Origin of the sequence: Cognatishimia sp. 1_MG-2023 (assembly GCF_030548175.1) — a bacterium.
In the GTDB taxonomy this organism is placed as follows: Bacteria; Pseudomonadota; Alphaproteobacteria; order Rhodobacterales; family Rhodobacteraceae; genus Cognatishimia.
The window spans coordinates 25,577-49,829 of sequence record NZ_JAUORX010000012.1; the positions used below are offsets into that span (position 1 = coordinate 25,577).

Sequence of the window (24,253 nt, forward strand, 5' to 3'; positions counted from 1 at the left end):
AAACTTCTTAGGTCATTGCATAAAAAATACTTATGCCAAAGGTCACCGCGCCCCGCTGCGATATGCGCTTTGCAAGAAGGTGTGGAACTCGCGGAGGATCGGCGGCATCGTCAGGCCTAGGCGCCAAGCAAGCCCAATATCCATCGAAGGTACAGGGTCTTTGATGTCGCGCATTTCGATCCGGTCCCCTTCTAGCGACCACGTTCTGTAGACCATGTCGGATAGAATTGTGATACCTAAACCGCTGGCTACGGCGGTGCGGACCGCTTCAACATTGGCGCTTTTCATAACAATGTTTGGCTGCAAATCTGAGTGCTGCCAATAGTTGACTGCGGTGTCTGCAGCTTCATCAACGGTCAGCATAATCAATGGTTCTTTTGCAATATCGCGCAGCCTGATGCTTTGGCGGGCGAGCAGGGGGTGACGAGATGGCAGCCAAAGTCGACGTTGGGATGGCAGCAGAATTGACGAGGCCAATTCGCCTGTGCGTTGCATGTTAGAGACCAGTAAAACAGCAATATCTAATGATCCGTCGATCAGGCGTGCTTCGATTTTTGGGCGTGCCATTTCAACGGTTTCGACTTGAATGCCGGGATAGCGATGTTTGAAACGTGCAAGGTGGGGCATCAGAAAATACCCCATGACCGTATCTGTTGCCGCAACCCTGATCGTACCTGAAAAGTTCTCTCCGACGGCCGGGCCTAAGGGCTCTTTGGTGGCAGAAGACACCAGCGATAAAATCTCGCGGGCTTTGGCAAGAAACCGTTGGCCTTCTAAACTTAGAATGACCCCGCTTGAGGTGCGTTCAAACAATTCAAAGCCAATTTGGTCTTCTAATCCTTTGATCGCGAGCGTGATGGCTGACTGCGTCACATTACAATCTGTTGCCGCGGTCGACAGCTTGCCGGTTTCAGCTGCGCTGACGAAATAGCGTAATTGTCGGAGTGTGAAAGACATAAGATTTTCTCAACTGTGGCTTAGAGTATAATAAATTTGAAATTAGGTAGAAGTCAAAGCTAGCCTGATTGCAAGCCGCCAATGGTGTGCAAATAGCCGGGGGAAAGCTGTGCGTGTGAAGATTAACTGCGATATGGGCGAGGGCTTTGGGAAGTATCGAATAGCAGACGATGCTTCAATTATGCCGCTGATTGATCAGGCGAACATTGCCTGTGGTTTTCATGCGTCAGACCCTGTCATCATGCGCGATACAGTTGCAATGGCGGCCGATCACGGTGTCGCTATCGGTGCGCATCCGTCTTTGCCAGACCTTCAGGGGTTTGGGCGTCGCGAGATGAAAATACCGGCCTCTGATTTATTTGCGATGATCTGTTATCAGGTTGGTGCGTTGGCAGGTATGTTGATCCCCTATGGGGTTTCTTTATCGCACCTCAAACCACATGGCGCGCTTTATGGCATGGCGTGCCGTGACGCCGACGTGGCGCAAGTCATTGCAGATGTGGCAAAGCAATTTGATCTGCCGGTTCTGGGCCTTCCCAATACTTTGCAAGAAAAAACCTATGTTGAGGCAGGAGTTTCTTTTGTCGGAGAGTTTTTTGCTGATCTTGAGTATCAGCCGAATGGCCATCTGGCGATTGTGAAAAACCCGGCTTCCATTAATGCCAAGAGTGCAGCGACCCGCGCGATAAACGCGATTAAAACAGGCACTACACCTGCAATAGATGGCTCTTTGGTGCCAGTGAATGCCCAATCCATTTGCGTCCATTCTGACAATCCCGGGGGGCTTGATCTTATCAAAGAGCTGCGCGTCCGGTTGGGTGCTATCGAAAGAGTTTCGTCATGAGGGGTGGTTTGGTCATATTAGCACTGTTGTGCTTAGGGGCGGCTGGCTTGGCTGCAATTGTTGGAGCACCTGCGGTTGCGAATACAATCAGTTACTTCTTGATTGTTGTGGTGCTGGTTACCGGTCTTGGCATTTATGTGGGGAACACGGGTATTGTCAGCTTTGGACACCCCAGTTTTATGGGCATTGGTGCCTATCTCACCGCCATTCTGGTGATGCCAGACGCCCGCAAAGGGGCATTGTTTCCGAACCTGCCAGATGTCTTAGCAGGCATTAGTTTGCATCCGCTGGTGGGGCTTTTGGTGGCCGCTGTCTTTGTGGGGCTTGTCGGTTTGATACTTGGCATGGCTTTGTCTCGGCTCAACGGGGCCTCTGCAACTATCGCGACATTGGGTGTTTTGATTGTTGTGCATAGCCTTATGGTTGGCGGCACGACATTTACCCGCGGGGCGCAGGCTGTTTATGGTGTGCCGAAAGTGGTCACGCCCTTTTATGCCGCGCTTGCGGCGACGGCTGTGATTATTCTGGCCAATTGGTTCAAATTCAGCAAATGGGGACTGTTGGCACGGGCAGGGCGCGAGGATGAGGCGGCTGCCTCTGCCTCGGGCATTTCGATTTTTCTGAGCAGGACACTTGCCTTTTCGGTCAGTACATTTGTCATGGCTTTGGGCGGCGGTTTGTTTGCCTTGCAAATTGGCGTCTTTTCCCCGTCAGAGTTTTATTTCGGAATTACGTTCTCATTGCTTGCGATGTTGATTGTCGGTGGGGCCAACAGCACGACGGGCGCGGTTTCTGGCGCATTGTTGATCACTTTGTTGACCGAAGTTTTACGTCGGGTGGAACCGGGGTTTGAGCTGGGCGGCATCAGCGTGCCAGCCTTGTTTGGCTTGACGACCATTGGGACAAGTCTGGCGTTGATTGCGACGTTGTATCTGCGCCCTGAGGGTTTATTCGGCGCCAGCGAGTTGGATGATGTTTTACCGTTCAAAAAACACCGCGTTGCGCAAACCTATCCTGCGTCAGAGGTTACGAAGGCGACCGAAGGCGCGCTGGCGGTGCGTAACCTGACCAAGACCTATGGTGGTGTGACTGCGGTAAGTGATGCCACGTTAGAGTTAAAACGCGGTGAGATTTTGGGGCTTATTGGTCCGAACGGATCAGGGAAATCGACCTTTTTATCCTGTGCCTCTGGTGTGCAACGGTTTGATCGTGGCGAGGTTGCTATTGGTGACAAAACCATGCCTCAGGCCAAACCGAATGCCTTTGCCCATGCAGGGGTAGGGCGCACGTTTCAGAACATCCGCTTGTTTGGCCGTCTGAGCGTTGAAGAAAACGTGGCTGCTGCCATGGCCGCTGTTCCAAGCAATCGTGCGCGTCAGGTGCATGAGGTGCTGGCTCGGGTGAACCTAGAGGATCTGGCGACCCGCACGGCGGATACCCTGTCTTATGGCCAGCAACGGCGGCTAGAGATTGCCCGGGCTCTGGCCATTGATCCTGCGTTTTTGCTGTTGGACGAGCCGGCGGCGGGGATGAACGACACGGAAACAGCGGAGCTTGCTGGGATTATTGCATCGCTGCGGAACATCGAAGGGCTGGGGATTCTGATCGTTGACCACGATTTGCCCATGATCCTGAAGCTGTCGGACAGGATCGCTGTCTTGAACGAAGGGCGGTTGATCGCCGTCGAAACGCCAGAAGAGATCAAGCGAAACCCAGAAGTGGCGCAAGCTTATTTTGGGGAGCGAAGAAATACCGGGGCGGACAATCAGACTCCGGAATTCCAACCAACAACTGTGGAGACTTAATGCAATGAAACTTTTCCAAAAGAACAATAGGGCGGCCGCTGCTCTTGCGACTGTTGCAATGATCGGTACGCCTGCTTTGGCGCAGGATAACGATTTGAAGATCGGCTTTGCGGTTTCTCTGACCGGATACCTTGCGCCATATGATACGCCAACGGTGGAAGGCGCGCAGATTGCCATTAAAGAACTGAATGAAAATGGCGGTGCGGCTGGTCAGTTTGCGATTGAAGCTATGGTGCGCGACGTGCGCTCTGACACGGTTCAAACCTCAATTGTGGTTCAGGAACTGATTGATGCCGGCGCAGATGTGATTGTGCTGCCGTGTGATGATGATCCGGCGATTGCGGGCGGATTGGTTGCTCAGGACGCAGGTATTCCGATGTTTTCGACCTGCGCGACGAACGCAAGTTTGACAGCGGCGATCGGTGATTTTTACTTTGTGAACTATGTGGCCGACATCGTGCAGGGCGCGACATTGGCGCAGTTTGCACGTGAAGAGGGGCTGTCTAATGCGTACCTCCTAGTGTCGCCTGAAACGACATATACCGGCAATCTGCCTCTGTACTTTGGGGAAGTTTTTGAAACGCTGGGCGGCTCTGTTGTGGACACAGGGACCTATTCATTTGGTCAGCAGGATTTCTCTGCTGAAGTGACGCAGATTGCATCGCTGAACCCACAGCCTGATGTGATTATGACCTCTGCTTACGAGCCGGACTTTCCTGCGTTTCTTCGCCAACTGCGGGCTGCGGGTGTGACAGCTGCGGTATACGGAAGTGATGGGATCGACAGCCCGACAACATCTGGACTGGGTGATGTGTCTGAAGGTGTTGTGTTCACAAACGCGGGTTTCCCGGTTGAAGGTACGCGCCTGGCTGCGTTTTTTGATGCTTATGCCGCACATTATGACAGACCGTTGTCCAACAGCTTTGCGGCAACCGGATATGACATGATGCTGGTGATTTCCGAAGCGATCCGCGTTGCGGGTGGAACAGACGGTGCCGCGTTGCGTGATGCGATTGCCAACACAGATGGGTTGGAAGTTTCAACCGGTGAGATCAGCTATCTTGATCGAAATCGCGTACCTGCACGCTCTGTTTCGCTGAACCGGATCACGGGTGGTGCAATCACGCATGTGGATACACGTGTGATTGCAAGCGACCTTTTGCCGGAAAGCAAATAAGTGTCCGCGTCAGAAAAACACACGACCGATCCCGCGCTTGAATTGCGCGGGGTCACCATCAGTTACGGAGCTATCCGTGCTGCGCGGTCTGTGGATTTAACAGTCGGAGCTGGAGAGATTGTTACGCTTATCGGACCCAACGGCGCGGGAAAAAGTTCTACGCTGATGGGAACGGTGGGGTTGGCCCCTCGGGGGGGAGCCGTATTGATGTATGGCGAGGATGTTTCAAATGCCTCGACAGAACAATTGGTCCGTAAGGGATTGACCCTGAGTCCTGAAGGCCGGCGCATTTTCGGCAATCTCAGCGTCGCTGAAAACTTGCGTTTGGGTGGTGCAACGGCACGGAAGACGGCGGGTGAAACCGAAGAGCGATTGCTGGATGCCTTTCCGAAATTGCGGGCGCGTTATGGGCAGCAAGCGGGTACGCTATCGGGTGGCGAACAGCAGATGTTGGCGATTGCCCGTGCGTTGATGTCAAACCCATCCATTGTGCTGTTGGATGAGCCGTCGCTGGGATTGGCGCCGAAGATCGTGGACACGATATTTGAAACGATTGAGCAACTGCGCACTTGGAAAATTTCGGTGTTGTTGGTTGAGCAAGATATCGAACGCGCCCTTGAGGTGTCGGATCGCGGTTATGTCATGAGCCATGGTGAAATTCAGATGACGGGTACGTCTAACGAATTACTGACAAACGCAAATCTCAAAGAGATGTTTTTTGGAGAAAACGCATGAGCGAACTCGTTGCGCAGCAAGTCCTGAATGCCTTGGCTTTGGGCGGTGTCTATGCCTTGTTGGGCTTGGGGCTGGCTATGGTGTTTTCCGTATTAGGGATGATCAACTTTGCTCATGGCGAGTTGATGACCTTTACGGGATACGCTTTGATCTTTCTGTCCGCCACTTTGGGTTGGCCTTTCTTTTTGGCTGTTTTTGCGGCTTTTGCGGTGGCTGCGGCAAGCGCTGCCTTGATCGAACGTGTCGCGTTTCGGCCTGTGCGGGGGGCCTCTTTGACAACGATGTTGCTGACCACTTTTGCGATCAGTTCAATTTTACACGTTGTGTTCCAGAACTTTATCTCACCGCGTCCGATTGCTGTGGCCATCCCTGACTGGCTGACTTCGACAGCGCAGTTTTCTGGGCTGCGGATTGGGATGCTGCAATGTATTTCATTGGGGGTCACTGTTGTGGCCTTGATTGGATTGACGGTGTTTTTACGGTTCTCCATCACAGGGTTGGCGATGCGTGCGGCGGCTCAGGATTTTTCGATCACGCGGTTGATGGGGATCCCTGCGAACCGGGTGATTGTGACCGCCTTTGCGATTTCGGGCCTATTGGCGGGGCTCTCTGGGTTTCTGTGGGTCGCTCAACGTGGATCTGTTGATCCTTTGATGGGGTTTGTACCGGTTCTCAAAGCCTTTATCGCGGTTGTTCTGGGAGGGCTTGGTAGCCTGCCGGGCGCAGTATTGGGCGGCTTTTTACTTGGATTTCTTGAAGTATTGCTGCGTGCGATGCTGCCAAGCGAGTTACTGCCGTTCCGTGATGCGATTTCTTTGTCGATCATCATCACCATATTGGTTCTACGTCCGAATGGCCTGTTGGGACGTGCCGAAGCGGTTCGATAAAGTATGCCGATACAATGAGGCTGCTTGAGAATGCCCAAATGTAAGTAAGGCGGGTCGTAATGGAATTGCGACCCGCCTTCTTTCGTCAGACTGTGCCTGTGGTGCCTTTAAGCGTTTGCGCGTTGTAGCACTGCGTTCAAAAGCACATTCACGCCGGGCATCGTATATCCCGGTTCAATGTGTTCATTTTCGTTGTGGGTGATGCCGTCTTTGCAAGGGGTAAAGATCATTGCTGTCGGCGCGATGGTTGCCAGATGATATGCGTCATGGCCTGCGGCGCTTAGGATGTCTTGGTGGGAAATGCCCAGATCAACTGCGGTGGACCGGATAAGGTGGATCAATTCCGGGTCAAAGGCCACATCCCCAAATGACCATTCCTTGAGAACTTCGATGTCGACATTGGCTTGTTTTGCGGCAATCGGAATGAGGCCGAGTGCTTTTTGATACATCTCTGCGGCTTTGGCCGCATTTGGGTGACGGACATCAATTGTGACTTCGGCATGATCCGCGATGATGCCGTATTCGTTTGGCGAAACGTCAATGCGCGCACAGGTAGTGCGGCCGTCTGGTTCATAGTCCCAGCCGATTTCATTCACTTTGGCAATGATGACCGCAGCTCCAACAAGTGCATCTTTGCGCTTCTTCATTGGGGTTGGGCCAGAATGGGCATGTTCGCCTTTGATCACAACCTGCGCCCCAAAGGAGGTAAAGCCGCCTGTGACCACACCAACATGAATTCCCTCAGCGTCTAAAATGGAACCTTGTTCAATGTGCAGTTCGAAATAGGCATCAATCTCTTTGTTCTTTCGATCTGCGGTGCCTGCATATCCAATCCGCTGCAGTTCCTCGCCAAAAAGGGCACCGTTTTTATCGGTTTGGGCCAGCACCCAGTCAATTGGGTGGATTCCTGCAAAGGCGCCGGCGCCCATCATTGGGGGTTGAAACCGAACACCTTCTTCGTTGGTCCAGCAGACGGCCTCGATTGAGCGTCTGGTTTCAATGCCATGATCATTCAGGGTGCGAATGACTTCTAAGCCGGATAACACGCCTAAAATGCCGTCATACTTTCCGCCTGCAATCTGGGTATCAAGATGGCTGCCGACAAGAATGGGCGCAAGCGTGGGATCGGTGCCTTCGCGTCTGGCAAAGATATTGCCGACTGGGTCGGTCGTAACTGTACACCTAGCGTCTTGGCTCCAGCGTATGAACTGATCGCGCATTTCTTTGTCATCATCGCTTAGGGTCAACCGGCTAAGGCCAACAGTTTTGCCCGGACCAATTGACGCCGAAACCATCAGTGTTTCCCAAAGCCGATCCATGTTGATTTCAAGCGTATTGGATTTTTTCGAAGGCATGATAACTCCCGTTGCAATGTCTTTTGGCCAATTGAAATTGGCCCCTGCTTATCTCAGGAGTAACAAAGGGTGACGTAGAAAGGTATTTTGATGTAACAATCTTTAGTTAGAGATTAATCAAAGTGGGAACGACATGGCACTTCCATCCATCAACAACGTAGATTTGAAATTGCTGGACGTGTTTCGGACGATTGCGCGGTGCGGCGGTTTTTCTTTGGCGCAGGCTGAGTTGAACGTCAGCCAAGCGACAATCAGTATCCATGTTAAAAACTTAGAGACCAGATTGGGTCTGACGCTGTGTCAACGTGGACGAAGTGGATTTGCTCTGACCGAAGATGGTCAGCGGGTTTATGATGCGTCAAATGCTTTGTTTAATCACATCGAGGATTTTCGCAGCCTTGTTTTAGGATATGAGCAACTGGTTGGGGAGTTGCAGATTGCAATGATCGACAATTCTGTTTTTCATCCCCGATTTCAGCTTGGCAATGTGATAAAACGCTTTGGTGAACTGGATCATCAGGTTGATATTACCGTACATGTGGGCCCGCCCAATCAGTTGGAAACTATGGTTCTCAGCGGTCAGGCGCATATTGGGGTGGGTTATTTTCCGCGGCGTATTTCGCAGCTGGATTACGAACCGCTTTATATGTCCGAAATGCGATTGTTCTGCGGGCAAGGGCATCCCTTGTTTGAAAAAGAGGGCAAAGACATCACGGTGCAAGATGTTGAAATGTATCCGCATGCACAGCGTGGATATGTGTCATTTGACCAGCTTCCTGAGAACGAGCGGTCTTTTACATATTCGGCCAGAGCGCCCAACATTGAAGGTTTGGCGCATCTGGTATTATCGGGCCAATATCTTGCCTTTTTGCCTATTCACTATGCAGAAACATTTGTGGAGCAGGGCAAAGTGCGCGCGCTTATGACCGAAGAATATGGTTATGTGTCTTGTTATGAAATCATCCGCCGAAAGTCGGCAGCACGGACCCCTGCTGAGAAGAAGTTTCATGAATTGCTTATGTTGGAGTCCCGCGAGTTGGACCTGGTGACGGGTGATCCAAGCACAATGCGATAGGTAAAGTGCCATTCTGCAAGGCAATGGCTAATTAATATACGCTTCTGCTCATTACATAGATAATTATCTAATTAAATATTATTATATTTAGATATTTCGATCATAGTTTGTCTGCCAATCTTTGAGACAAGCGGCGCCGATCTGTGTCGGTGTGTCGGAAGCTGCATCCGAAAGAATAAGTCGGAGCAGCGTTAACTGCCGCGTCAATGAAAACAGACTTCGAGGTCTGCATACATGGGAGTATGAATATGACGGAAAATTCAAAAACTAATAAATTGGCTTCGCGCCGTGGATTCCTGAAAACTGCAGGATTAGGGTCTATTGGTGGCGTTGCGGCTGCAAGTTTGGGTACTGCGGCTTCTGCTCAGTCGGGTGAGCCGATTGTTATCGGTGGCCCTATTCAGATGACTGGTGGCGGTGCTGCGGATGGCATCGAATTTAAGCAAGGCCTTGAGATGGCGGCTGAGGAAATCAATGCGGCTGGCGGTATTTTGGGGCGTCCTGTTAAGATCGTTGTGGCTGATACGGAATCTGGCGGCGACGACAAAATCACCAGTGCAGGCCAACGCCTGATTGACCGCGACGGCGCAAGCGCCTTGATCACGGGTTATAACTTTGGCTCTCAGGTGGCGTTGCAGAACGTGGCGGCGGACGCGTCCGTTATCTATATGCATGCTGACACCGCACGTGCGCATACATCGCTGGTTGGTGGCGACCCAGAAAAATACTGGTCGTCGTTCATGTATTGCCCATCCGAAGTGTTCTATGGCTTTGCCTATTTGAACTTTATCAAGAACCTCGAAGAAACAGGCCAATTTACCGGTGCGAATAAAAAGATCGCTTTGGTGACAGGTCCGATTCAGTACTCCATCAACATTGCCAATTCGATCAAAGAAGAAGCGGCGAAGTATGGGTATGAAATTTCGTTGTACGAGACAGTTGAGGCACCAACAAATGATTGGGGCCCAACTCTGGCGAAAATTCGCGAAGATGAGCCGGGCTTTATTGTGATTACGCACTTCTTCCCTGGCGACCAAGCGCAATTCATGAAGCAGTTCCTGACAAATCCGACCAACTCTTTGGTCTATTTGCAATACGGTGCGTCTTTGGCGGCGTTCCGTGACATCGCCGAAGAGGCTTCGGAAGATGTGCTGTATGCGACAAACATCGGTGTTTTGTCTGGTGATGTTGGCACTGATTTCACCGCACGGTATCTTGCGAAATATGGTGAAAAAGCATCGGCAAATGGTGGGGCGCAAACCTATGAAGCGCTGCATATGTTTGCCCAGGCTGCGGCAATGGCCGGCGGTGTTGGTGAAGCATATGATGATGTGCAGAACAAGAAAATCGCTGATCGTTTGCGGACTATGATCTATCGTGGCCCAACGGGAACAATCCGGTTTAACCCGGAAACCCAGCAGGCATATTCCTATCCGGTTGAAACGAATGACCCGTCTTTGGGCATGTCTCATATCTTTAGCCAGATCGAGAAAAAGGAAGAAAACGGCAAGATCATTTCACCTACGCCATATGGTGTGACCGAGTTCCGGACGCCCAAATGGATTAAGTCATAATACGGGTGAAAGACTAAAAATGGACAATCCCGCCCCACATATCCTTGAATGTCGACAGGTTGAACGGCGCTACGGTGCGTTGGCTGCTGTTGATGGCATTGACCTCAAAGTATCCGCTGGTGAAACCATCGGCATTGGAGGACCAAACGGGGCGGGAAAAACGACCTTTTTTGATCTGATATCAGGCTTGACCGCCGTTAGTGGTGGTCAGGTTCTATACAACGGTAAGAGCATTACGGGCGTGCCGCCACATAAGTTGTTTCATATGGGCATGGCGCGAACCTTTCAGGTGACTGACGGTTTCGGCAGCCTGACGGTTTTGCAAAATATTATGGCCTCTGTCGTAAATGGCAGTGGAAAATCGCGACCCGGTTTGCGATTGACCCGGGCCCACCGTGATAAGTCGATGGCCGTTCTAGAAGATTACAATCTGGCACATTTAGCAGGGGATCTGGTATCAGATATATCTGCTTTGGATCGCAAAAAGCTGATGGTCGCGACTGCAGTGGTGCATGATCCGCAGATATTGCTGCTGGACGAACCAGTGGGTGGTTTGGTGCCCGCAGAAATTGATGAATTTATCGAGCTAATGTTCAGCCTACGCAAGCGTGGCATTTCAATTGTGTTTATCGAGCATGTGATGCGCTTTCTTATGACGGTCGCAGACAGGGCGCTGATCATGCATCAAGGTAAGCTGATTTATGATGGGACACCGCAGGGTATCGCCAGCGATCCAACAGTGAAATCTGTTTACTTAGGATCCGAAGCTGACGCGATTGCAGGAGGTGCAGCATGACAGCTTTGCTTTCTGTGACAGGCCTAAGTTCTGGCTATCGGCAACAACGGGTCTTGCATGAAATTGATCTCGAGGTTCCGCAAGGCAGTGTATCGGCCATCATCGGGCCTAACGGCCATGGTAAGTCCACTTTACTCAAAGCGATTTCGGGGTTGCTGCCGAGCTGGTCAGGTGAAACCGTTTTTGACGGTGAGGCCATGCCAAATGGTGCGCCCGAACGCGCGCGCAGAGGATTGGTATTGGTGCCACAGGGCGATCAACTGTTCATGGGGATGACGGTTGAGGAAAATCTGATGATGGGCGCATTTGCCCGTAAGGATTCTGGTGCGATCAAAGCCAGCCTAGAAGAGGTATACACGCTATTCCCGCGTCTTTTAGAGCGGCGTACGCAACGCGCCGAAAGCCTTTCTGGCGGAGAGCGGCGCATGGTTGGTATCGGGCGCGGCATGATGGCGAATGGCAAGTTAATGATGATTGATGAGCCATCCCTAGGTTTAGCGCCATTGATCATTGAGCAAATCTACGAGGCTTTGAACGTTCTTGCCACGGGGTCGCGGTCTATCATGGTTGTCGAAGAGAACCCAAGCCGCGTCGCCAATGTCGCCAGCACTTTCCATCTGATGGATGGTGGCCGGTTTACTTGGTCAGGAGATGCCGACGCCTTGGCGGGTTCAGGTGACATTCTAAAAACATATCTGGGGGGCTAGGGCAGTGGATGCAATCTTACAAATAGTGATCACTGGCCTGACGCTGGGGTCGATGTATGCCTTGGGCTCTGTCGGGCTTGCTCTGACATATGGCACGATGGGCATGTTTAATATGGCACATGGCGTCTTTATGACCTTTGGCGCCTATGCCTCTTATACTGCGGCCACGCTTTGGGGTGTGCCATTGCCTTTTGCCATCTTGTTGGGCGTTATGGCTGGCGGATTTATCGGTGCGTCAATGCATCTGTTTATTGTGCGGTTCATGCTGCACCGTGAAGACTTTCAAACAACAATCATGGTGGCAACGGCCGGTGTCGCGATCTTGTTCCAAGATTTGATATTAAAGCAATTCGGTGCCTATCCGTTTAAACAGCCCGCGCAGATTGAGGGGCTGTATCGGATCGGCAATACGGTTGTGACGTATCAATCCCTTGCCATTATGGCGACGGCGGCTGTGTTGATCAGTGCCATGGCTTGGCTGTTAACCAAGACACGGTTTGGTTTGGCCATCCGCGCTACCGCGATGAACCAAGATGCGGCCAAACTGATGGGTGTTAAAACAGAGCTGACCTATCTGCAGGTCATGATTATTGCAGGCACTTTGGCGGCGGCGGCTGGTATTTTGATTTCGTCTTTAGCCAGCCTTTCCCCTGCGATGGGCACCAATCCTTTGATCCGAGCGTTTGTGATCTGTGTTGTTGCCGGATTGGGCAGCGTGACGGGTGCGGGTTTGGCAGCGATTGCCCTTGGGGTGATGGAAGCTGCGATCGGGTATTACTTTGGTGTGCGATACGGCTTTCCGGTCATGCTGGGGCTGGTGATCTTGGTGTTGATTTTCAAACCGGCAGGATTGTTCGGAAAACAAGGAGTGGTCCGCGCATGAGCCGTCTTACCGATCTACAAAAGAACCTGTTGATCTTGGTTGCAGTGCTGTCAGCGATTGCCATGCTGCCGCTGTTCGTGACCCAGCGCTATTTTCTGGGCGAAATCGTTTTGTTCATGATCTGGGCCTCTGTTGCCGTGCAATGGAATGTATTGTTGGGGCACGCGGGAGTCTTTTCGCTGGGGCAGATGTTGTTCTTTGCGATTGGAGCCTATGCCGTGGGCATGATGGGTGTCTTTTTGGATATGTCGCCCTGGATGTCTATGCCGATCGGGGCAGTTATTGCAGCCGTGGCAGCATTGGTGATTGGTCTGGCTTGCTTGCGCCTAGAAACCGCTTATGTGGCGCTGCTCACTTTTGCGATTGTCTTTATGGTCAGTTCATTGATTAGCACGGATGCTGAATGTTTTCTAACCGAGGGCGGGCTGTGTACCCCGCTATTCGGTGGCGGCAATGGGTTTTCTGGGTTTGATGATCTTGGCTTTCGCAAGATGCTAAAAGGCAAATGGATCTTGGGGAACTACTTTGTCGTTTTGGCGGTTCTTGCGGTGTCTTTATGTGCATCTATCTTGGTCATCCATGGGCGGCTTGGTCTTGCGTTCCGCTCGTTAGGAGACAGTCGGATTTATGCCGCTGCACGGGGCATCAACCGCACTCAGTTTCACATCATCGCATTTGTGATTACTGCGTTTTTCACCGGTCTGACGGGGGCTGTGTATGCCGCACATTTTCGATTTGCGGGGCCAAGTTTGTTTGAGTTTTCCAATCTGGTTTTCATCCTTGCGATGATTGTTGTGGGTGGTCTGAAAACGACTTGGGGTCCTGTTTTAGGTGCCGCTTTGATGATGGTCGTGGTCGAGATCGCCAAGGGCTGGGGTGATGTTCAGAACACGTTAATTGGCATCATATTGATTTTGTTTGTGCTGCTTCTGCCGAAAGGGATCGCAGGAACAGGGGCAAACTTGCTGAGGAAAGTAACGTCAAAAAGTTGACGGTCTAGCACCCAAATACCCTGCCAAAACAACCGTTTTATGATCTGGCCGTTGCCAGTGATCGCCATAGTCACATCTCGATGAAAGTATCTCACGACATGATAAACCGATGTTTTTCATACCGACGGGTTCGTATGAGCCGACCTTTGGAAAATGTGTCTGATGTACTCGATTCATTACGAAATCTGGGCGTATTGCGCCGCGCCGTTTCCAAGCGGGAGGCCCCGTAAATGTCGGACTTTGACACTCTTGCAGCAATGGCGGCCAAGTTGGCACGCGGTGAAAGCCGTGCGCGTGATTTATGTGCCCATATGCTGGATCGTATCGCGCGTTTGAACCCAGCCATTAACGCGTTCAGTGATGTGACCGCGCAAACAGCCATGGCAGAGGCCGCGGCATCAGATCGGCGTCGGGAGGAAAACGCTGTGTTGGGGCCATTGGATGGGATCCCCATTGCGGTCAAGGATTTGATCGATACGACACCCGCAGTTTGTAAGGCGGGGCTTGAGCATCGGGCGACATATCGCCCGCAACAAGATGCGCCTGTGGTGCAGCGATTAAGAGCAGCGGGTGCTGTGATTTTGGGTGTCACCGAAACTGATCCGGGTGCGTTTTCTACGGATACGCCACAGGTCATTAATCCACTGGATACCCACCGCAGTGTTGGTGGGTCGAGCGGCGGGTCTGGTGCGTCTGTTGCAGCGGGCATGGCCTTTGGCGCGATTGGTACGGACACCGGTGGTAGTGTGCGTATTCCTGCAGCGTGTTGTTCCACATACGGATTTAAACCGACTTGGGGCAGAATTAGTGCAAGAGGCGTAATGCCATTGGCCCATTCGTTGGACCATGTGGGGTCATTGGCCCGTTGCGTTGAAGATTTGCAAATCCTTCAATCCGTGCTGGACCCGAATTTGGCAACCGAGGTCGAGGGATCTGTTAATAAGAAGGTCAGCCTTGGCGTTGCGCATGATTATTTTGGGGATGCAGAGATTGAAATCGCGCGTGCGATGGCTCAGGTGTTAGAGGTCTTAGACGCGGGGCAAATCGAGTTACGTGGCGTGACCTTGCCCGAGCCCGATGCCGTGATGAAATTTCACATGGTGAACCTGCCAAAAGAAGCCGCTGATTTTCACCTGCAGGCTTATCCAGAACATTGGTCATCCTATCCAGACTTAGCGCGTGCAACCGTTAAAAAAGGGCAGGGGGTTCGCCCAGCAGACTATGAAACGGCCGAGCGCCTTAGAGCCAAGGCGCAGGCGCAGGTCGACCAAGCGTTGGAAGATGTTGATGCCATCCTTGTTCCCGTTATGCCAATTGATGCTCCATTACGGGATGCCGTGACATTTGATTTGGATGGAAACACCGTTACTAAATTAGAAGCAACTATTCGGTACACTGCATTGTTCAATCAAACCGGCCATCCGGTTGTTTCAATGCCAGCGGTGATATTGGACGATGGTCGCTCGGTAAACGTGCAGTTGGTCGGACGGTTGCACAGCGATGCTGATTTATTGGCGCTTGCGCAGGAATTACAGCAGGTGTTTTCTGTACAAATCGACTACCCTTCGATCATGGAGACACAAGCATTGAGCGCCGGGTCCGTCAGATCAAACTGATGTCAAAAGGGGACATGTATGAGCGACCATAATCATCATAAAGATCACACGCACGGGCATACGCATGATCCTGTCGAAGACGGTGCGGCGTTGCGGGTGCGGGCCCTCGAAGAACTGGTCATTGCCAAAGGGCTTGTTGATCCGGCGGCTTTAGACAGTGTCGTTGAATACTATGAGCGTGAAACCGGTCCCCGAAATGGTGCGAGCGTTGTGGCAAAGGCTTGGGTCGATCCAGAGTTTAAGGCATGGCTGCTCAAAGACGGAACGGCTGCGATCCATTCGATGGGATTCAAAGGGTATCAGGGCGAGCATATGCGGGTGGTCGAGAACACCGCGGATGTTCATAATGTTATCGTGTGTACCCTATGCTCTTGTTATCCTTGGCCAGTGCTAGGATTACCGCCGGCTTGGTATAAAGGCCCGGCCTATCGGTCGCGCGTTGTACGTGAACCGCGTGCGGTTTTGGCGGAGTTTGGGCTAACCCTATCTCAGGATATGAAAGTGCAGGTGTGGGATAGCACGGCTGAAATCCGGTTTATGGTATTACCGCGACGCCCAGAAAACACCGAGGGGCTGAGCGAGGCTGAGTTGGCAGATATGGTCACGCGTGACGGTATGATTGGGACAGCAGTCGTCTGATTGACAGCAGCAAGCCGAGAGAGGGGCAGGGAATGGATAACATTCATGATTTGGGCGGGATGCATGGCTTTGGTCCGGTTCCGATTGAAAGCGAGGGCTATACGTTCAAACATGAATGGCAACGCCGTGCCTTTGGTTTGACCCAATCGCTTGCAGGTAACACGCCATTTTGTGCGGATATGCACCGTCATAAGATCGAGCAGCTCTCTGCCGTTGATTACTTGCAGATGGATTATTTCGAGAAATGGACTGTCGCGACTTCTGAGTTGATGAAAGACGCGGGTTTGGTCGATGCGAATGAGTTGGCAACTGGGGTTAAAAGCTTTGCGGTTGACCTGACAAAGCATCCAGCTGTTCGCCCGGATGATTTGGTTAATGCTATGAAAGTGGGTGGGGACTACACTTTTCCAGCTGAGAGTCGTGTGGCTGCATTTCAGGTGAATGACACTGTGCGCGTGCTTAGCAATTGCCCAAGCGGTCACACCCGCGTGCCCCGTTATGTGCGTGGTAAAATCGGAACGGTTTGCAACGTTGAGGACGTTTTTCAATTTGCGGATGCAGTTGCAAAAGGGGAGGGCCCAGCACCGCAGCATTGCTATTTGGTTTTATTTAAAGCCACCGATTTATGGGGCGAAGATGCAGAAGCCCCGGACGATGTTATCTATCTTGATTTAGCGGAGGCCTACCTTGAGCGCGCCTGAGATCAGCCCCCAAGTTCGGTGCATGGCCGAAGCAACTTTACCCCAACGTGATGAGGGTGAACCGCTCTTTCGTCGGGCGTGGCATGCGCGTGTTTTTACCTTGATCGTGACACTGGTACACAATGGAAAAATCCCTTGGTTATCGTTTCAGGAACGGCTTGCGACGACGTTAAAAACTCAACAGGACAAGCGGGAACCGTTAACCAACGAAGAGATTGATTTGCAATATTTCGATTGTTGGCTTGAAGCCGCTGAGGCGACGTTGTTGGCGGAAGGTTTTGTTGGCGCCAAAGATATTGCATCGCAAATTGACACAATCAGGCAGTCAGTCTCTGAAATTCGCGCAGGCTGAGATCATCAGGGGCAGCGGTTTGGCCTAGCATTCCTACAGGGTGGTAAACGACCAAAATGTCGGGGAGGTCCGCATGATCAACCTGTGCGCAATGCCTAGGTTGATCATGCCGTTTTAATGCGCGCTTGTGAGCATGCATGACATTTATGTGGAACTCCCCGTTTGGGCAGTGCTTATGTCAGGTTTGGTAGACCGTTCGGGCAATCAATTAGATACCCCCAACCACCATTTTCCAGCTTTTTGGCCACTTCGGTCGATTGACCTTCTGCCATGACGCTGCCGTCCGGCGCGATAACGCTCCAATTTGCACGAATGAGGGCAATGTCGCCAACAATAACTTCGCTGAAGACTTCGCTTTTGATCTCTGGGCGTAATGCCAAGAACCCTTCAAAGGTTGCGCGCGCGCCTTCGATCCCGACGAAAGGTGGCTCTTCAGGAGGAAAGAAAATGTGACAATCTGGGTGGAACATAGATGTAATGCCGTCCAGATCACCTTCTTGCAAATATGCACCGACGCAATCGGCGATTTCTCGGGGTTGGTGAGCTATTCGTTTGGTCATTTCAGCCTCGTCTTAGATTAGGGGTTTTAGAGTTTTAGAAATCGAAGGAACCGGCTGCGCGGACCGCTTCTGGTAACCATGTTTCTTGAAGGTGCAGCCAGGTGATAGGCGAGGTCATTTCCATCAACACGGTGGTCACGCGCGCGTTGTTGGCATGTGCTGACAGGGCTGCTCCGGTCTGCCATTCCGTATAGGTGGCAAGCACCAAGCCGTCCCGTTCGTGCCGGATATCGACATCGCGGATTTGGATGCGAAAATCTGGATTTGACCCATAACCTTGTTCAAAGCCGTTCTTTAGTGCGCTGCCAGACATGACAAAGCCTTCTGGCGGAATAAACTGAAGATCTTTGTGCAATCGGGATAAAAAGCGCGGCTCCAACTGATCGCGATTAACGCTTCCATTAAACCATTCGGTGAAAAAGTCGTGCAGATCCACGATTTCGTTCGTGACACGTTCCAAGGTCGTCATGTCGGTCTCCAATTTCTGGGATGCTTTGCCAGCAAGGTGGGTGGCCGTGCAAAATACACGGCCATTCAGGCCTTAGGCAGGGCCGTTGTTGTCCATGTCTAGGATCATCTTCCAAGCACCGTTTTCATCGCGCTTGTAAACGAGAACCAATCGACCCTCTGGTGTGCGTACATCGCCTGTGTCGCGCATTTTCATGGTGCCATAAAAACGGCCACAGACCACGGCGGTGTCGCCAAAGAACTGTAGTTGTTCAATGTCGAAGCCAGATGTAATTTCGGCAGCTGCAATCCGTGGGATGTATTTATCGCGAATGGACTGCGCGCCGACTGTTACAGGCTGACGTTCGTTCACTGTGACCACATCAGCGTGGCAAGTGCTGACCATCTGTTCGATGTCGCCACCGTCTAGGCCGCTGGTCCAAGCTTGAATAATTGCTTCAATTTCTGCACGTTCTGTCATGATCTTATTCCTCTACTTTTGGAGTGTGAGTGGTAAAAAACTGGCCGACGATGATTTCATCAATCTGGCCTAGGAAGGCTTGTGTTGCAGGTCGTTCTGCAAACATTGGCGTTACTTTCTTGGCCGTGGCGTGGTCCGGGAAAGTAAAGATTTCCGTATATAGTGTTGGGCGTGACGTATCCGTGGAAACCAGGGTTTCCCAAGAGGACACGCCTTCGATGCTGACGAAATCTTTGCGCGCCGTCTCGCGGATGGCATCAAGTTGATCAGTATCTTTCATTTTCAGGACGAATATTTCTGAGATTTTGGACATTGGCATTTCCTCGGTTGCGGCTTGCCTTAACAATATGGCAATGCTATCGTAAGGATAAGCCAACAAATTCCGTTCACACTGATCGAAAACACGAACAATGAGTCGCAACCACTTCGGAGACATTAAGATCTTTGTTGAAGTCGCCCGCTTGGGTGGATTTCGCGCGGCCGCGGAGCATTTGAAAATGGCGCCGGCCTCTGTCAGTGAGGCGGTTCAGCGGTTTGAAGATCGTTTAGATGTTAGGTTATTTGAACGCTCTACACGCTCTGTCGTCCTAACACCCCTTGGTGAATCCTTCTTTGAAAAGAGCTTACCGGCTGTCAAAGATTTAGAGTTGGCCATGCGCGATATCGATGATCAGAAAGATCAAGTGTCTGGCGTTTTAAGACTGTCCGCACCTTATAGCGCTGGCCCATTTTTTCTTGATGAACTGGTGGCACGATTTGCATCGCAACATACCAACGTGGATGTCGAAGTGATTTTCGACGACAAAAAAGTGGATTTACTGAACTCTGGTATTGATGCTGCAATTCGGTCTAGCTCTTTTCTTGAACCAGACACGCATGCCATTCCTGTGGGCCCTGAACTGAATATGTGCGTTGTCGCATCTCAGGACTATCTTCAGGCTAAGGGAACACCTTTGGTACCCCGCGACATCTTACATCATGATACGATTTGCTATGCCTTTGGTCGTGGTGACAAAATCGCGCCTTGGGGATTTACGGGTGCAGAAGGGGCATTCACCATTCAGCCCAAGCCGCGGATGGTCGCAAATGACATGCGCTCGTTGCTTAATTACGCACAGCATGGGCTAGGGCTTGCATATGTGTATGCAGAAATCGCAGCGCCTTATATCCAGAATGGTAGCGTAACCGAAGTATTGGCAGAGCATTTGATGGCGCTGCCGCGGTATTCCCTCAATTATCGCAGCAAAAAACTGATGGCACGGCGTTTACGCGCGTTTATTGATTTGGCGAGAACCGGCGAAACTCAGGATTAAGAAACTGGCGCATTGGCTTTGCGTTTAGCCAGGCTTGAGCGCGTTCACCACAGGTGGCTTTTGTTTATACAAAAGTTCACATCATAGCTTCTAAATTTACAGCAGGCCCATGGGGTCCGATGATCATGCGAAAGAGTTTGCGGCAACACCGGAACTCAGAACTTTGTATGCCCAAAAGGACACAAGATGCAGCCTGTTATAAATGAACCTATATTTGAATACCGGCCAGGCTCTCCTGAACGCCAAGACTTGCAGCGCGCGATTGAGGAACTGAAACAACTTAAAGTGGACATCCCACTTCGCATCGGCGGAGAGCGTGTTAGTTCAAAGCGCACATATAATTGCGTGATGCCCCACAACCATTCTCATGTCCTGGGGCAGTTTCATTGCGCAGACGCGGAACATGCGACTTCCGCAGTTGAAGCCGCTGCAAAGGCCCATCCTATCTGGAGCAAGATGCCGCTAGAAGATCGCGCTCGTGTGTTTCTGAAAGCCGCTGATCTACTCGCCGGACCTTGGCGGGCAAAGCTAAATGCAGCAACAATGTTGGGGCAGGGTAAAACAGCGCATCAGGCAGAGATCGACTCCGCCTGTGAACTGATTGATTTTCTGCGCTTCAATGTTCAATTCGCGCGGGATATCTACGCAAATCAGCCGATCTCAGGTCCGGGTTGTCAAAACCGCTCAGAATATCGCGCTCTTGAAGGGTTCATTTTTGCCCTAACACCGTTCAATTTTACAGCAATTGCCGGGAACCTCTGTGTCGCGCCTGCGATTATGGGAAATACAATCGTTTGGAAGCCGTCTGAACGTGCGGTGTACAGTGCAAACCTCCTTATGGATCTCTTCGAAGAGGCAGGTCTTCCACCGGGGGTGATCAATATGATCCCTTCTGATGTTCCAGAGCCTATCAGTAATGTGCTGCTCTCTCATCCTGACTTTGCTGGTCTGCATTTCACAGGTAGTACCCGTGTTTTCCAACTGTTGTGGCAGCAAATCAGCGAAAACATCGGAAACTACCGCAACTATCCACGCATTGTTGGGGAAACAGGTGGGAAAGATTTCATATTTGCCCATTCCTCGGCACATGTTGATGCGTTGGTTACATCTATGGTGCGTGGCGCGTTTGAATATCAGGGGCAGAAATGTTCGGCAGCGAGCCGTGCATATGTTCCCGCAAGCTTGTGGGACGAAGTCGTTACTAAGTTAAAGTCTCAGGTTGAATCGATAAAAATCGGCGCTGTCACTGACTTTTCCAACTTTATGTCGGCGGTTATTGATGACCGTTCATTTGCCAACATCGCCTCATATATCGACCATGCGAAGAATTCAGAAGATCATGACATTCTGGTAGGTGGGACATACGATGACTCAGAGGGTTATTTTGTTCAGCCTACAGTCGTGATTGCGCATAAACCGAACACAAAGCTAATGACCGAAGAAATTTTCGGGCCAGTTCTGACAATTCATAAATATGATGATGATAAGTTGGATGAAGCGTTAACTGCGTGTGATACTGCGACGCCATACGGCCTAACAGGGGCGATTTTTGCGACAGATCGGACCACGATTTGTGAGCTTACTGAGCGCTTGAAGCATTCCGCTGGAAATTTCTATGTAAACGACAAGCCGACAGGTGCGGTGGTTGGTCAGCAGCCTTTTGGCGGCGGGCGTGCTAGCGGTACAAACGATAAAGCCGGCAGCATGTGGAATCTTATTCGTTGGGTCACACCGCGGACTATTAAGGAAACATATGATCCGGCAACGGATTATCGTTATCCTTCTATGCTTCCGGATAACACAAGCGAATAACATCTTGTGAATACCAGCATGCACCCCGTAGCATGCACTGTCTGATCGCATAAAGGTCAGCTTTGGCGATCCCTGAACAGGGGGTCGCCATACGCAACACCAAACCTTGTAAGGGACGTCTCATGCATATCCACCCATTCGCCGTCGAAATTTGGATGAATGAATGGGAGTTAAAGTGTGAATCAAATCTTGCAGAAACCTGTGTTGAAAGTCTGACAATTGGTGAGCTGTTACAGCTTGCAGAGAAGGACACCGGCTATATCTCGGATCTGACCGAGATGAAGCTAACCTACGGCGAAATCCGCGGTTCGAAACGGTTGTTGAACGCAATTTCTGGTCTCTATCAGGCACAACAACGTTGCTGAAATATGATCTACCGATGGCTTCACGAGATCTTTGTGTAAAGCTCATTGAAGAGACTGGCGTGATGTTCACGCCAGGCTCTGCATTTGACATGGAAGGTTACATCCGGATTGGTTTTGCCAATTCCCCAGATGTCCTCAGAAACGGCTTGAGGCTTGTTTCTAAGTGGCTTGCCGGCCAACCTTAAACTTGTGCTGAAACTGAGGCTGCGATTTCTTTAAGAACACGCAATGCATCATCTTCACGACCGTCTGGAATAAAGATGTGATCGTGAAAGAACGCTGAAACAGGGTTAACACCCATGTTTTCTTTGGCCAGATCCGTTGCAATACGTGCCATGAATCCAACCGCATCTAGTGAGGAATGGATTTCTAAGGTGATCATACGGCTGGGAAATTCATACGAAATGCCTGCGGCATCCGCATCTTCTTTAAGTAGGATATAAGTCGTGCCTTCGGCCTCTTCGAACATCATGCGGGGCCGAATATCGCTCGGCAATGATTGATCCTTTAAAGTGGCAAAGACATATACTCCGTCTACCAACGCACCTGTCATCGAGGACAGTAGGATATCTAAATTCTTTTCACCCGCCATCGTGGGGTCTCCATTTTTGTTGTATCGTCTTGTTGTTTCTAGGGCCTCTGAAATGCAGTCGCTATAGAACACGCTATGGTTTCAAAAGCCCTAGAGTTTTATTTATTCAGCCGGAGCCGTCGCAGCCGTTTGCTGTTCTGTCTGTGGCTCAATGCGGTTGATTGTCCATCCCATATAGCCAAATAGGATTGTAACAATCGGGGACAGCCAGCAGAAGAACGCGAATGGCAAATACGCTAGCGTCATAACACCTAATGTCGCTGTCTGATATGCACCACCTGAGTTCCATGGAACCAAATTCGCGGTAACCGTTGCGGAATCTTCAACTGCACGAGATAGGTTTTCCGGGGCGAGGCCACGTTCACGATACGCTGCAGAATATGTGCGAGCGCCCATAACAATCGACATGTACTGATCGCAAAGAACCATATTCGAACCGATACCCGTAAAGGCAGTCGCTGCGATAAGGCCGCCGTCAGATTTAACCATGGACAGGATTTTATCGGCTAGAGCCTTGAGCTGGTTCGTGCGCTCCATTACCCCACCAAACATCATCGCGACGATCACAAGCGAGATCGTGTACATCATGGAGTCCATGCCACCACGAGACAGCAGGTCGTCAACGTCAGCATTGCCAGTTTCAGCGGCATAGCCACCAAAGGCAACGTTTGCCAAAGCATCATAATCAGCGCCCTGCAAACCGACTGCAATCAAAGCAGCGGCGACAACGCCCAGAGTGATCCCGGGAATCGCAGGCATCTTGCGATAAGAAACGAATAGAACCACAAGTGGTGGCATCAACATTACGATGTTAATCGTAAAGTTCTCGTCTAGGATTTTAAGCATTGTCGCAATCCGCTCAATATCGCCTTCACCGCCACCATATTGTAAACCCAGTACAATTTCGATGATCAGTGTCAGGCCGAAGGAGACGCCAGTTGTGTATGACATGTGGCGGATGTGTGTAAACAAATCCGTGCCAGCAAGAGCTGGTGCCATGTTTGTTGTATCCGACAAAGGTGACATCTTATCACCGAAATAGGCGCCAGAAATTACGGCGCCTGCAACGATTGGAAGAGGAAAGCCCAGGCCTGCACCGACACCCATCAGAGCGACACCAATGGTCCCGGTGGTTCCCCAGCTTGTGCCTGTCGCAAGTGACGTTACTGCGCAAATCAGCAATGTTGCCGGTAGGAAAACAGATGTCGAAATGAACGATAAGCCATAATAGATAAGCGTCGGAACAACACCGGCCAAAATCCACACGCCGATCAAGATACCAACGACAATCAAAATAATGGTTGCGGGCAGGGCGTTGGTAATGCCTCTAACCATTCCGTTTTGAATGTTCTGCCAGGTAAAGCCGCATCGCATTGCTACAAGTGAGGCGACGAAAACGCCCAGCAACATGGGAATGTGCGGATCCAGTCCGTAAAATACGATAGAAATCGAAATCCCTATCACCAGTGACATAAGCGAGATCATCGCTTCCCAAAAATGGGGCGCACGTGCCCCCTCAGGTATTGTTGTTTTCACAGTTCCCTCCAAGCTTTTCTATTTGCGCTTTTGTATCTGTATCGCGCCTATT

Annotated in this window: 26 protein-coding genes; 18 read left to right on the plus strand and 8 right to left on the minus strand. The window is 51.1% G+C overall.

All coding sequences use genetic code 11. The features are described 5' to 3' along the window. Positions 1-42 precede the first annotated feature (42 nt). Positions 43-957 (minus strand): LysR family transcriptional regulator, encoded by a 915-nt coding sequence (locus Q4544_RS14870; protein ID WP_303507579.1) that lies wholly within the window; start codon positions 955-957, stop codon positions 43-45. Between the two features lie 109 nt (positions 958-1,066). Between Q4544_RS14870 and Q4544_RS14875 the strand changes: the two genes are divergently transcribed. Genes Q4544_RS14875 through Q4544_RS14895 form a run of 5 tightly spaced genes read left to right on the plus strand, consistent with a single transcriptional unit; the run spans position 1,067 to position 6,405 of the window. Further along, positions 1,067-1,801: a 5-oxoprolinase subunit PxpA gene (locus Q4544_RS14875; RefSeq protein ID WP_303507581.1), complete on the plus strand. Its 735-nt coding sequence runs from the start codon at positions 1,067-1,069 to the stop codon at positions 1,799-1,801. Then, a complete protein-coding gene (locus Q4544_RS14880; protein ID WP_303507583.1) occupies positions 1,798-3,606 on the plus strand; it encodes a branched-chain amino acid ABC transporter ATP-binding protein/permease in 1,809 nt (602 codons plus the stop codon). Before Q4544_RS14875 ends, Q4544_RS14880 begins: the two co-directional genes overlap by 4 nt. A gap of 4 nt (positions 3,607-3,610) precedes the next feature. Next, on the plus strand, positions 3,611-4,783 hold the full coding sequence (locus tag Q4544_RS14885) for an ABC transporter substrate-binding protein (RefSeq protein ID WP_303507585.1): 1,173 nt from the start codon (positions 3,611-3,613) through the stop codon (positions 4,781-4,783). After that, positions 4,784-5,518, plus strand: coding sequence for an ABC transporter ATP-binding protein (locus Q4544_RS14890; RefSeq protein WP_303507587.1), 735 nt, complete (start codon positions 4,784-4,786; stop codon positions 5,516-5,518). Further along, positions 5,515-6,405, plus strand: a complete 891-nt coding sequence (locus Q4544_RS14895) for a branched-chain amino acid ABC transporter permease (RefSeq protein ID WP_303507588.1) — start codon at positions 5,515-5,517, stop codon at positions 6,403-6,405. The genes Q4544_RS14890 and Q4544_RS14895 overlap by 4 nt, the downstream gene beginning before the upstream one ends. Before the next feature lie 107 nt (positions 6,406-6,512). Here the strand turns inward: Q4544_RS14895 and Q4544_RS14900 are convergent, their stop codons facing one another. After that, positions 6,513-7,760 (minus strand): Zn-dependent hydrolase, encoded by a 1,248-nt coding sequence (locus Q4544_RS14900; protein ID WP_303507590.1) that lies wholly within the window; start codon positions 7,758-7,760, stop codon positions 6,513-6,515. 133 nt (positions 7,761-7,893) lie between these two features. Here Q4544_RS14900 and Q4544_RS14905 point away from each other — a divergent pair, with 133 nt between their 5' ends. The 10 genes from Q4544_RS14905 (at position 7,894) to Q4544_RS14950 (ending at position 17,095) form a co-directional block, all read left to right on the plus strand. Beyond that, positions 7,894-8,835, plus strand: a complete 942-nt coding sequence (locus Q4544_RS14905) for a LysR family transcriptional regulator (RefSeq protein ID WP_303507592.1) — start codon at positions 7,894-7,896, stop codon at positions 8,833-8,835. Between the two features lie 248 nt (positions 8,836-9,083). Further along, complete coding sequence (locus Q4544_RS14910; protein ID WP_303507594.1) at positions 9,084-10,409, plus strand: ABC transporter substrate-binding protein; 1,326 nt, start codon at positions 9,084-9,086, stop codon at positions 10,407-10,409. Positions 10,410-10,428: 19 nt separating this feature from the next. Then, entirely contained in the window at positions 10,429-11,205 is a 777-nt protein-coding gene (locus Q4544_RS14915) for an ABC transporter ATP-binding protein (protein ID WP_303507596.1), read from the plus strand. After that, positions 11,202-11,912 carry an ABC transporter ATP-binding protein gene (locus Q4544_RS14920; RefSeq protein WP_303507597.1) on the plus strand — a complete coding sequence of 237 codons (711 nt, stop codon included), beginning with the start codon at positions 11,202-11,204 and terminating at the stop codon, positions 11,910-11,912. The genes Q4544_RS14915 and Q4544_RS14920 overlap by 4 nt, the downstream gene beginning before the upstream one ends. A 4-nt stretch (positions 11,913-11,916) precedes the next feature. Further along, on the plus strand, positions 11,917-12,795 hold the full coding sequence (locus Q4544_RS14925; protein WP_303507598.1) for a branched-chain amino acid ABC transporter permease: 879 nt from the start codon (positions 11,917-11,919) through the stop codon (positions 12,793-12,795). Next, a complete protein-coding gene (locus Q4544_RS14930; RefSeq protein ID WP_303507599.1) occupies positions 12,792-13,787 on the plus strand; it encodes a branched-chain amino acid ABC transporter permease in 996 nt (331 codons plus the stop codon). Before Q4544_RS14925 ends, Q4544_RS14930 begins: the two co-directional genes overlap by 4 nt. Positions 13,788-14,017: 230 nt before the next feature. Continuing rightward, positions 14,018-15,403: an amidase gene (locus Q4544_RS14935; protein ID WP_303507601.1), complete on the plus strand. Its 1,386-nt coding sequence runs from the start codon at positions 14,018-14,020 to the stop codon at positions 15,401-15,403. Between the two features lie 18 nt (positions 15,404-15,421). After that, positions 15,422-16,042 (plus strand): nitrile hydratase subunit alpha, encoded by a 621-nt coding sequence (nthA, locus tag Q4544_RS14940; protein ID WP_303507603.1) that lies wholly within the window; start codon positions 15,422-15,424, stop codon positions 16,040-16,042. Positions 16,043-16,074: 32 nt separating this feature from the next. Beyond that, positions 16,075-16,743: a nitrile hydratase subunit beta gene (gene nthB, locus Q4544_RS14945; RefSeq protein ID WP_303507605.1), complete on the plus strand. Its 669-nt coding sequence runs from the start codon at positions 16,075-16,077 to the stop codon at positions 16,741-16,743. After that, on the plus strand, positions 16,730-17,095 hold the full coding sequence (locus Q4544_RS14950; RefSeq protein WP_303507607.1) for a nitrile hydratase accessory protein: 366 nt from the start codon (positions 16,730-16,732) through the stop codon (positions 17,093-17,095). The genes nthB and Q4544_RS14950 overlap by 14 nt, the downstream gene beginning before the upstream one ends. 173 nt (positions 17,096-17,268) lie before the next feature. Here the strand turns inward: Q4544_RS14950 and Q4544_RS14955 are convergent, their stop codons facing one another. The 4 genes from Q4544_RS14955 to Q4544_RS14970 form a co-directional block, all read right to left on the minus strand. Beyond that, positions 17,269-17,655, minus strand: coding sequence for a nuclear transport factor 2 family protein (locus Q4544_RS14955; protein WP_303507609.1), 387 nt, complete (start codon positions 17,653-17,655; stop codon positions 17,269-17,271). Positions 17,656-17,689: 34 nt separating this feature from the next. After that, the gene (locus Q4544_RS14960) at positions 17,690-18,124 is read right to left on the minus strand and encodes a hypothetical protein (RefSeq protein WP_303507610.1); all 435 of its coding nucleotides are present in this window, start codon (positions 18,122-18,124) and stop codon (positions 17,690-17,692) included. Positions 18,125-18,196: 72 nt separating this feature from the next. Next, positions 18,197-18,583, minus strand: coding sequence for a DUF4440 domain-containing protein (locus Q4544_RS14965; RefSeq protein ID WP_303507612.1), 387 nt, complete (start codon positions 18,581-18,583; stop codon positions 18,197-18,199). Positions 18,584-18,587: 4 nt separating this feature from the next. Continuing rightward, positions 18,588-18,896 carry a hypothetical protein gene (locus Q4544_RS14970; protein WP_303507614.1) on the minus strand — a complete coding sequence of 103 codons (309 nt, stop codon included), beginning with the start codon at positions 18,894-18,896 and terminating at the stop codon, positions 18,588-18,590. Between the two features lie 97 nt (positions 18,897-18,993). On the opposite strand from Q4544_RS14970, the gene Q4544_RS14975 reads away from it, so the two are divergent. From Q4544_RS14975 to Q4544_RS14985, 3 genes are all read left to right on the plus strand, one after another. Beyond that, positions 18,994-19,896: a LysR family transcriptional regulator gene (locus Q4544_RS14975; protein WP_303507615.1), complete on the plus strand. Its 903-nt coding sequence runs from the start codon at positions 18,994-18,996 to the stop codon at positions 19,894-19,896. Positions 19,897-20,082: 186 nt separating this feature from the next. Continuing rightward, on the plus strand, positions 20,083-21,708 hold the full coding sequence (gene pruA, locus Q4544_RS14980; RefSeq protein ID WP_303507616.1) for an L-glutamate gamma-semialdehyde dehydrogenase: 1,626 nt from the start codon (positions 20,083-20,085) through the stop codon (positions 21,706-21,708). Between the two features lie 122 nt (positions 21,709-21,830). Beyond that, entirely contained in the window at positions 21,831-22,073 is a 243-nt protein-coding gene (locus tag Q4544_RS14985; RefSeq protein ID WP_303507617.1) for a hypothetical protein, read from the plus strand. A 181-nt stretch (positions 22,074-22,254) separates the two neighbouring features. On the opposite strand, the gene Q4544_RS14990 is transcribed toward Q4544_RS14985, so the two are convergent. Both Q4544_RS14990 and nhaC read right to left on the minus strand, forming a co-directional pair. Then, positions 22,255-22,665 (minus strand): ACT domain-containing protein, encoded by a 411-nt coding sequence (locus Q4544_RS14990; protein ID WP_303507618.1) that lies wholly within the window; start codon positions 22,663-22,665, stop codon positions 22,255-22,257. 102 nt (positions 22,666-22,767) lie between these two features. Then, positions 22,768-24,201, minus strand: coding sequence for a Na+/H+ antiporter NhaC (gene nhaC / locus Q4544_RS14995; protein ID WP_303507619.1), 1,434 nt, complete (start codon positions 24,199-24,201; stop codon positions 22,768-22,770). Positions 24,202-24,253: the final 52 nt, after the last annotated feature.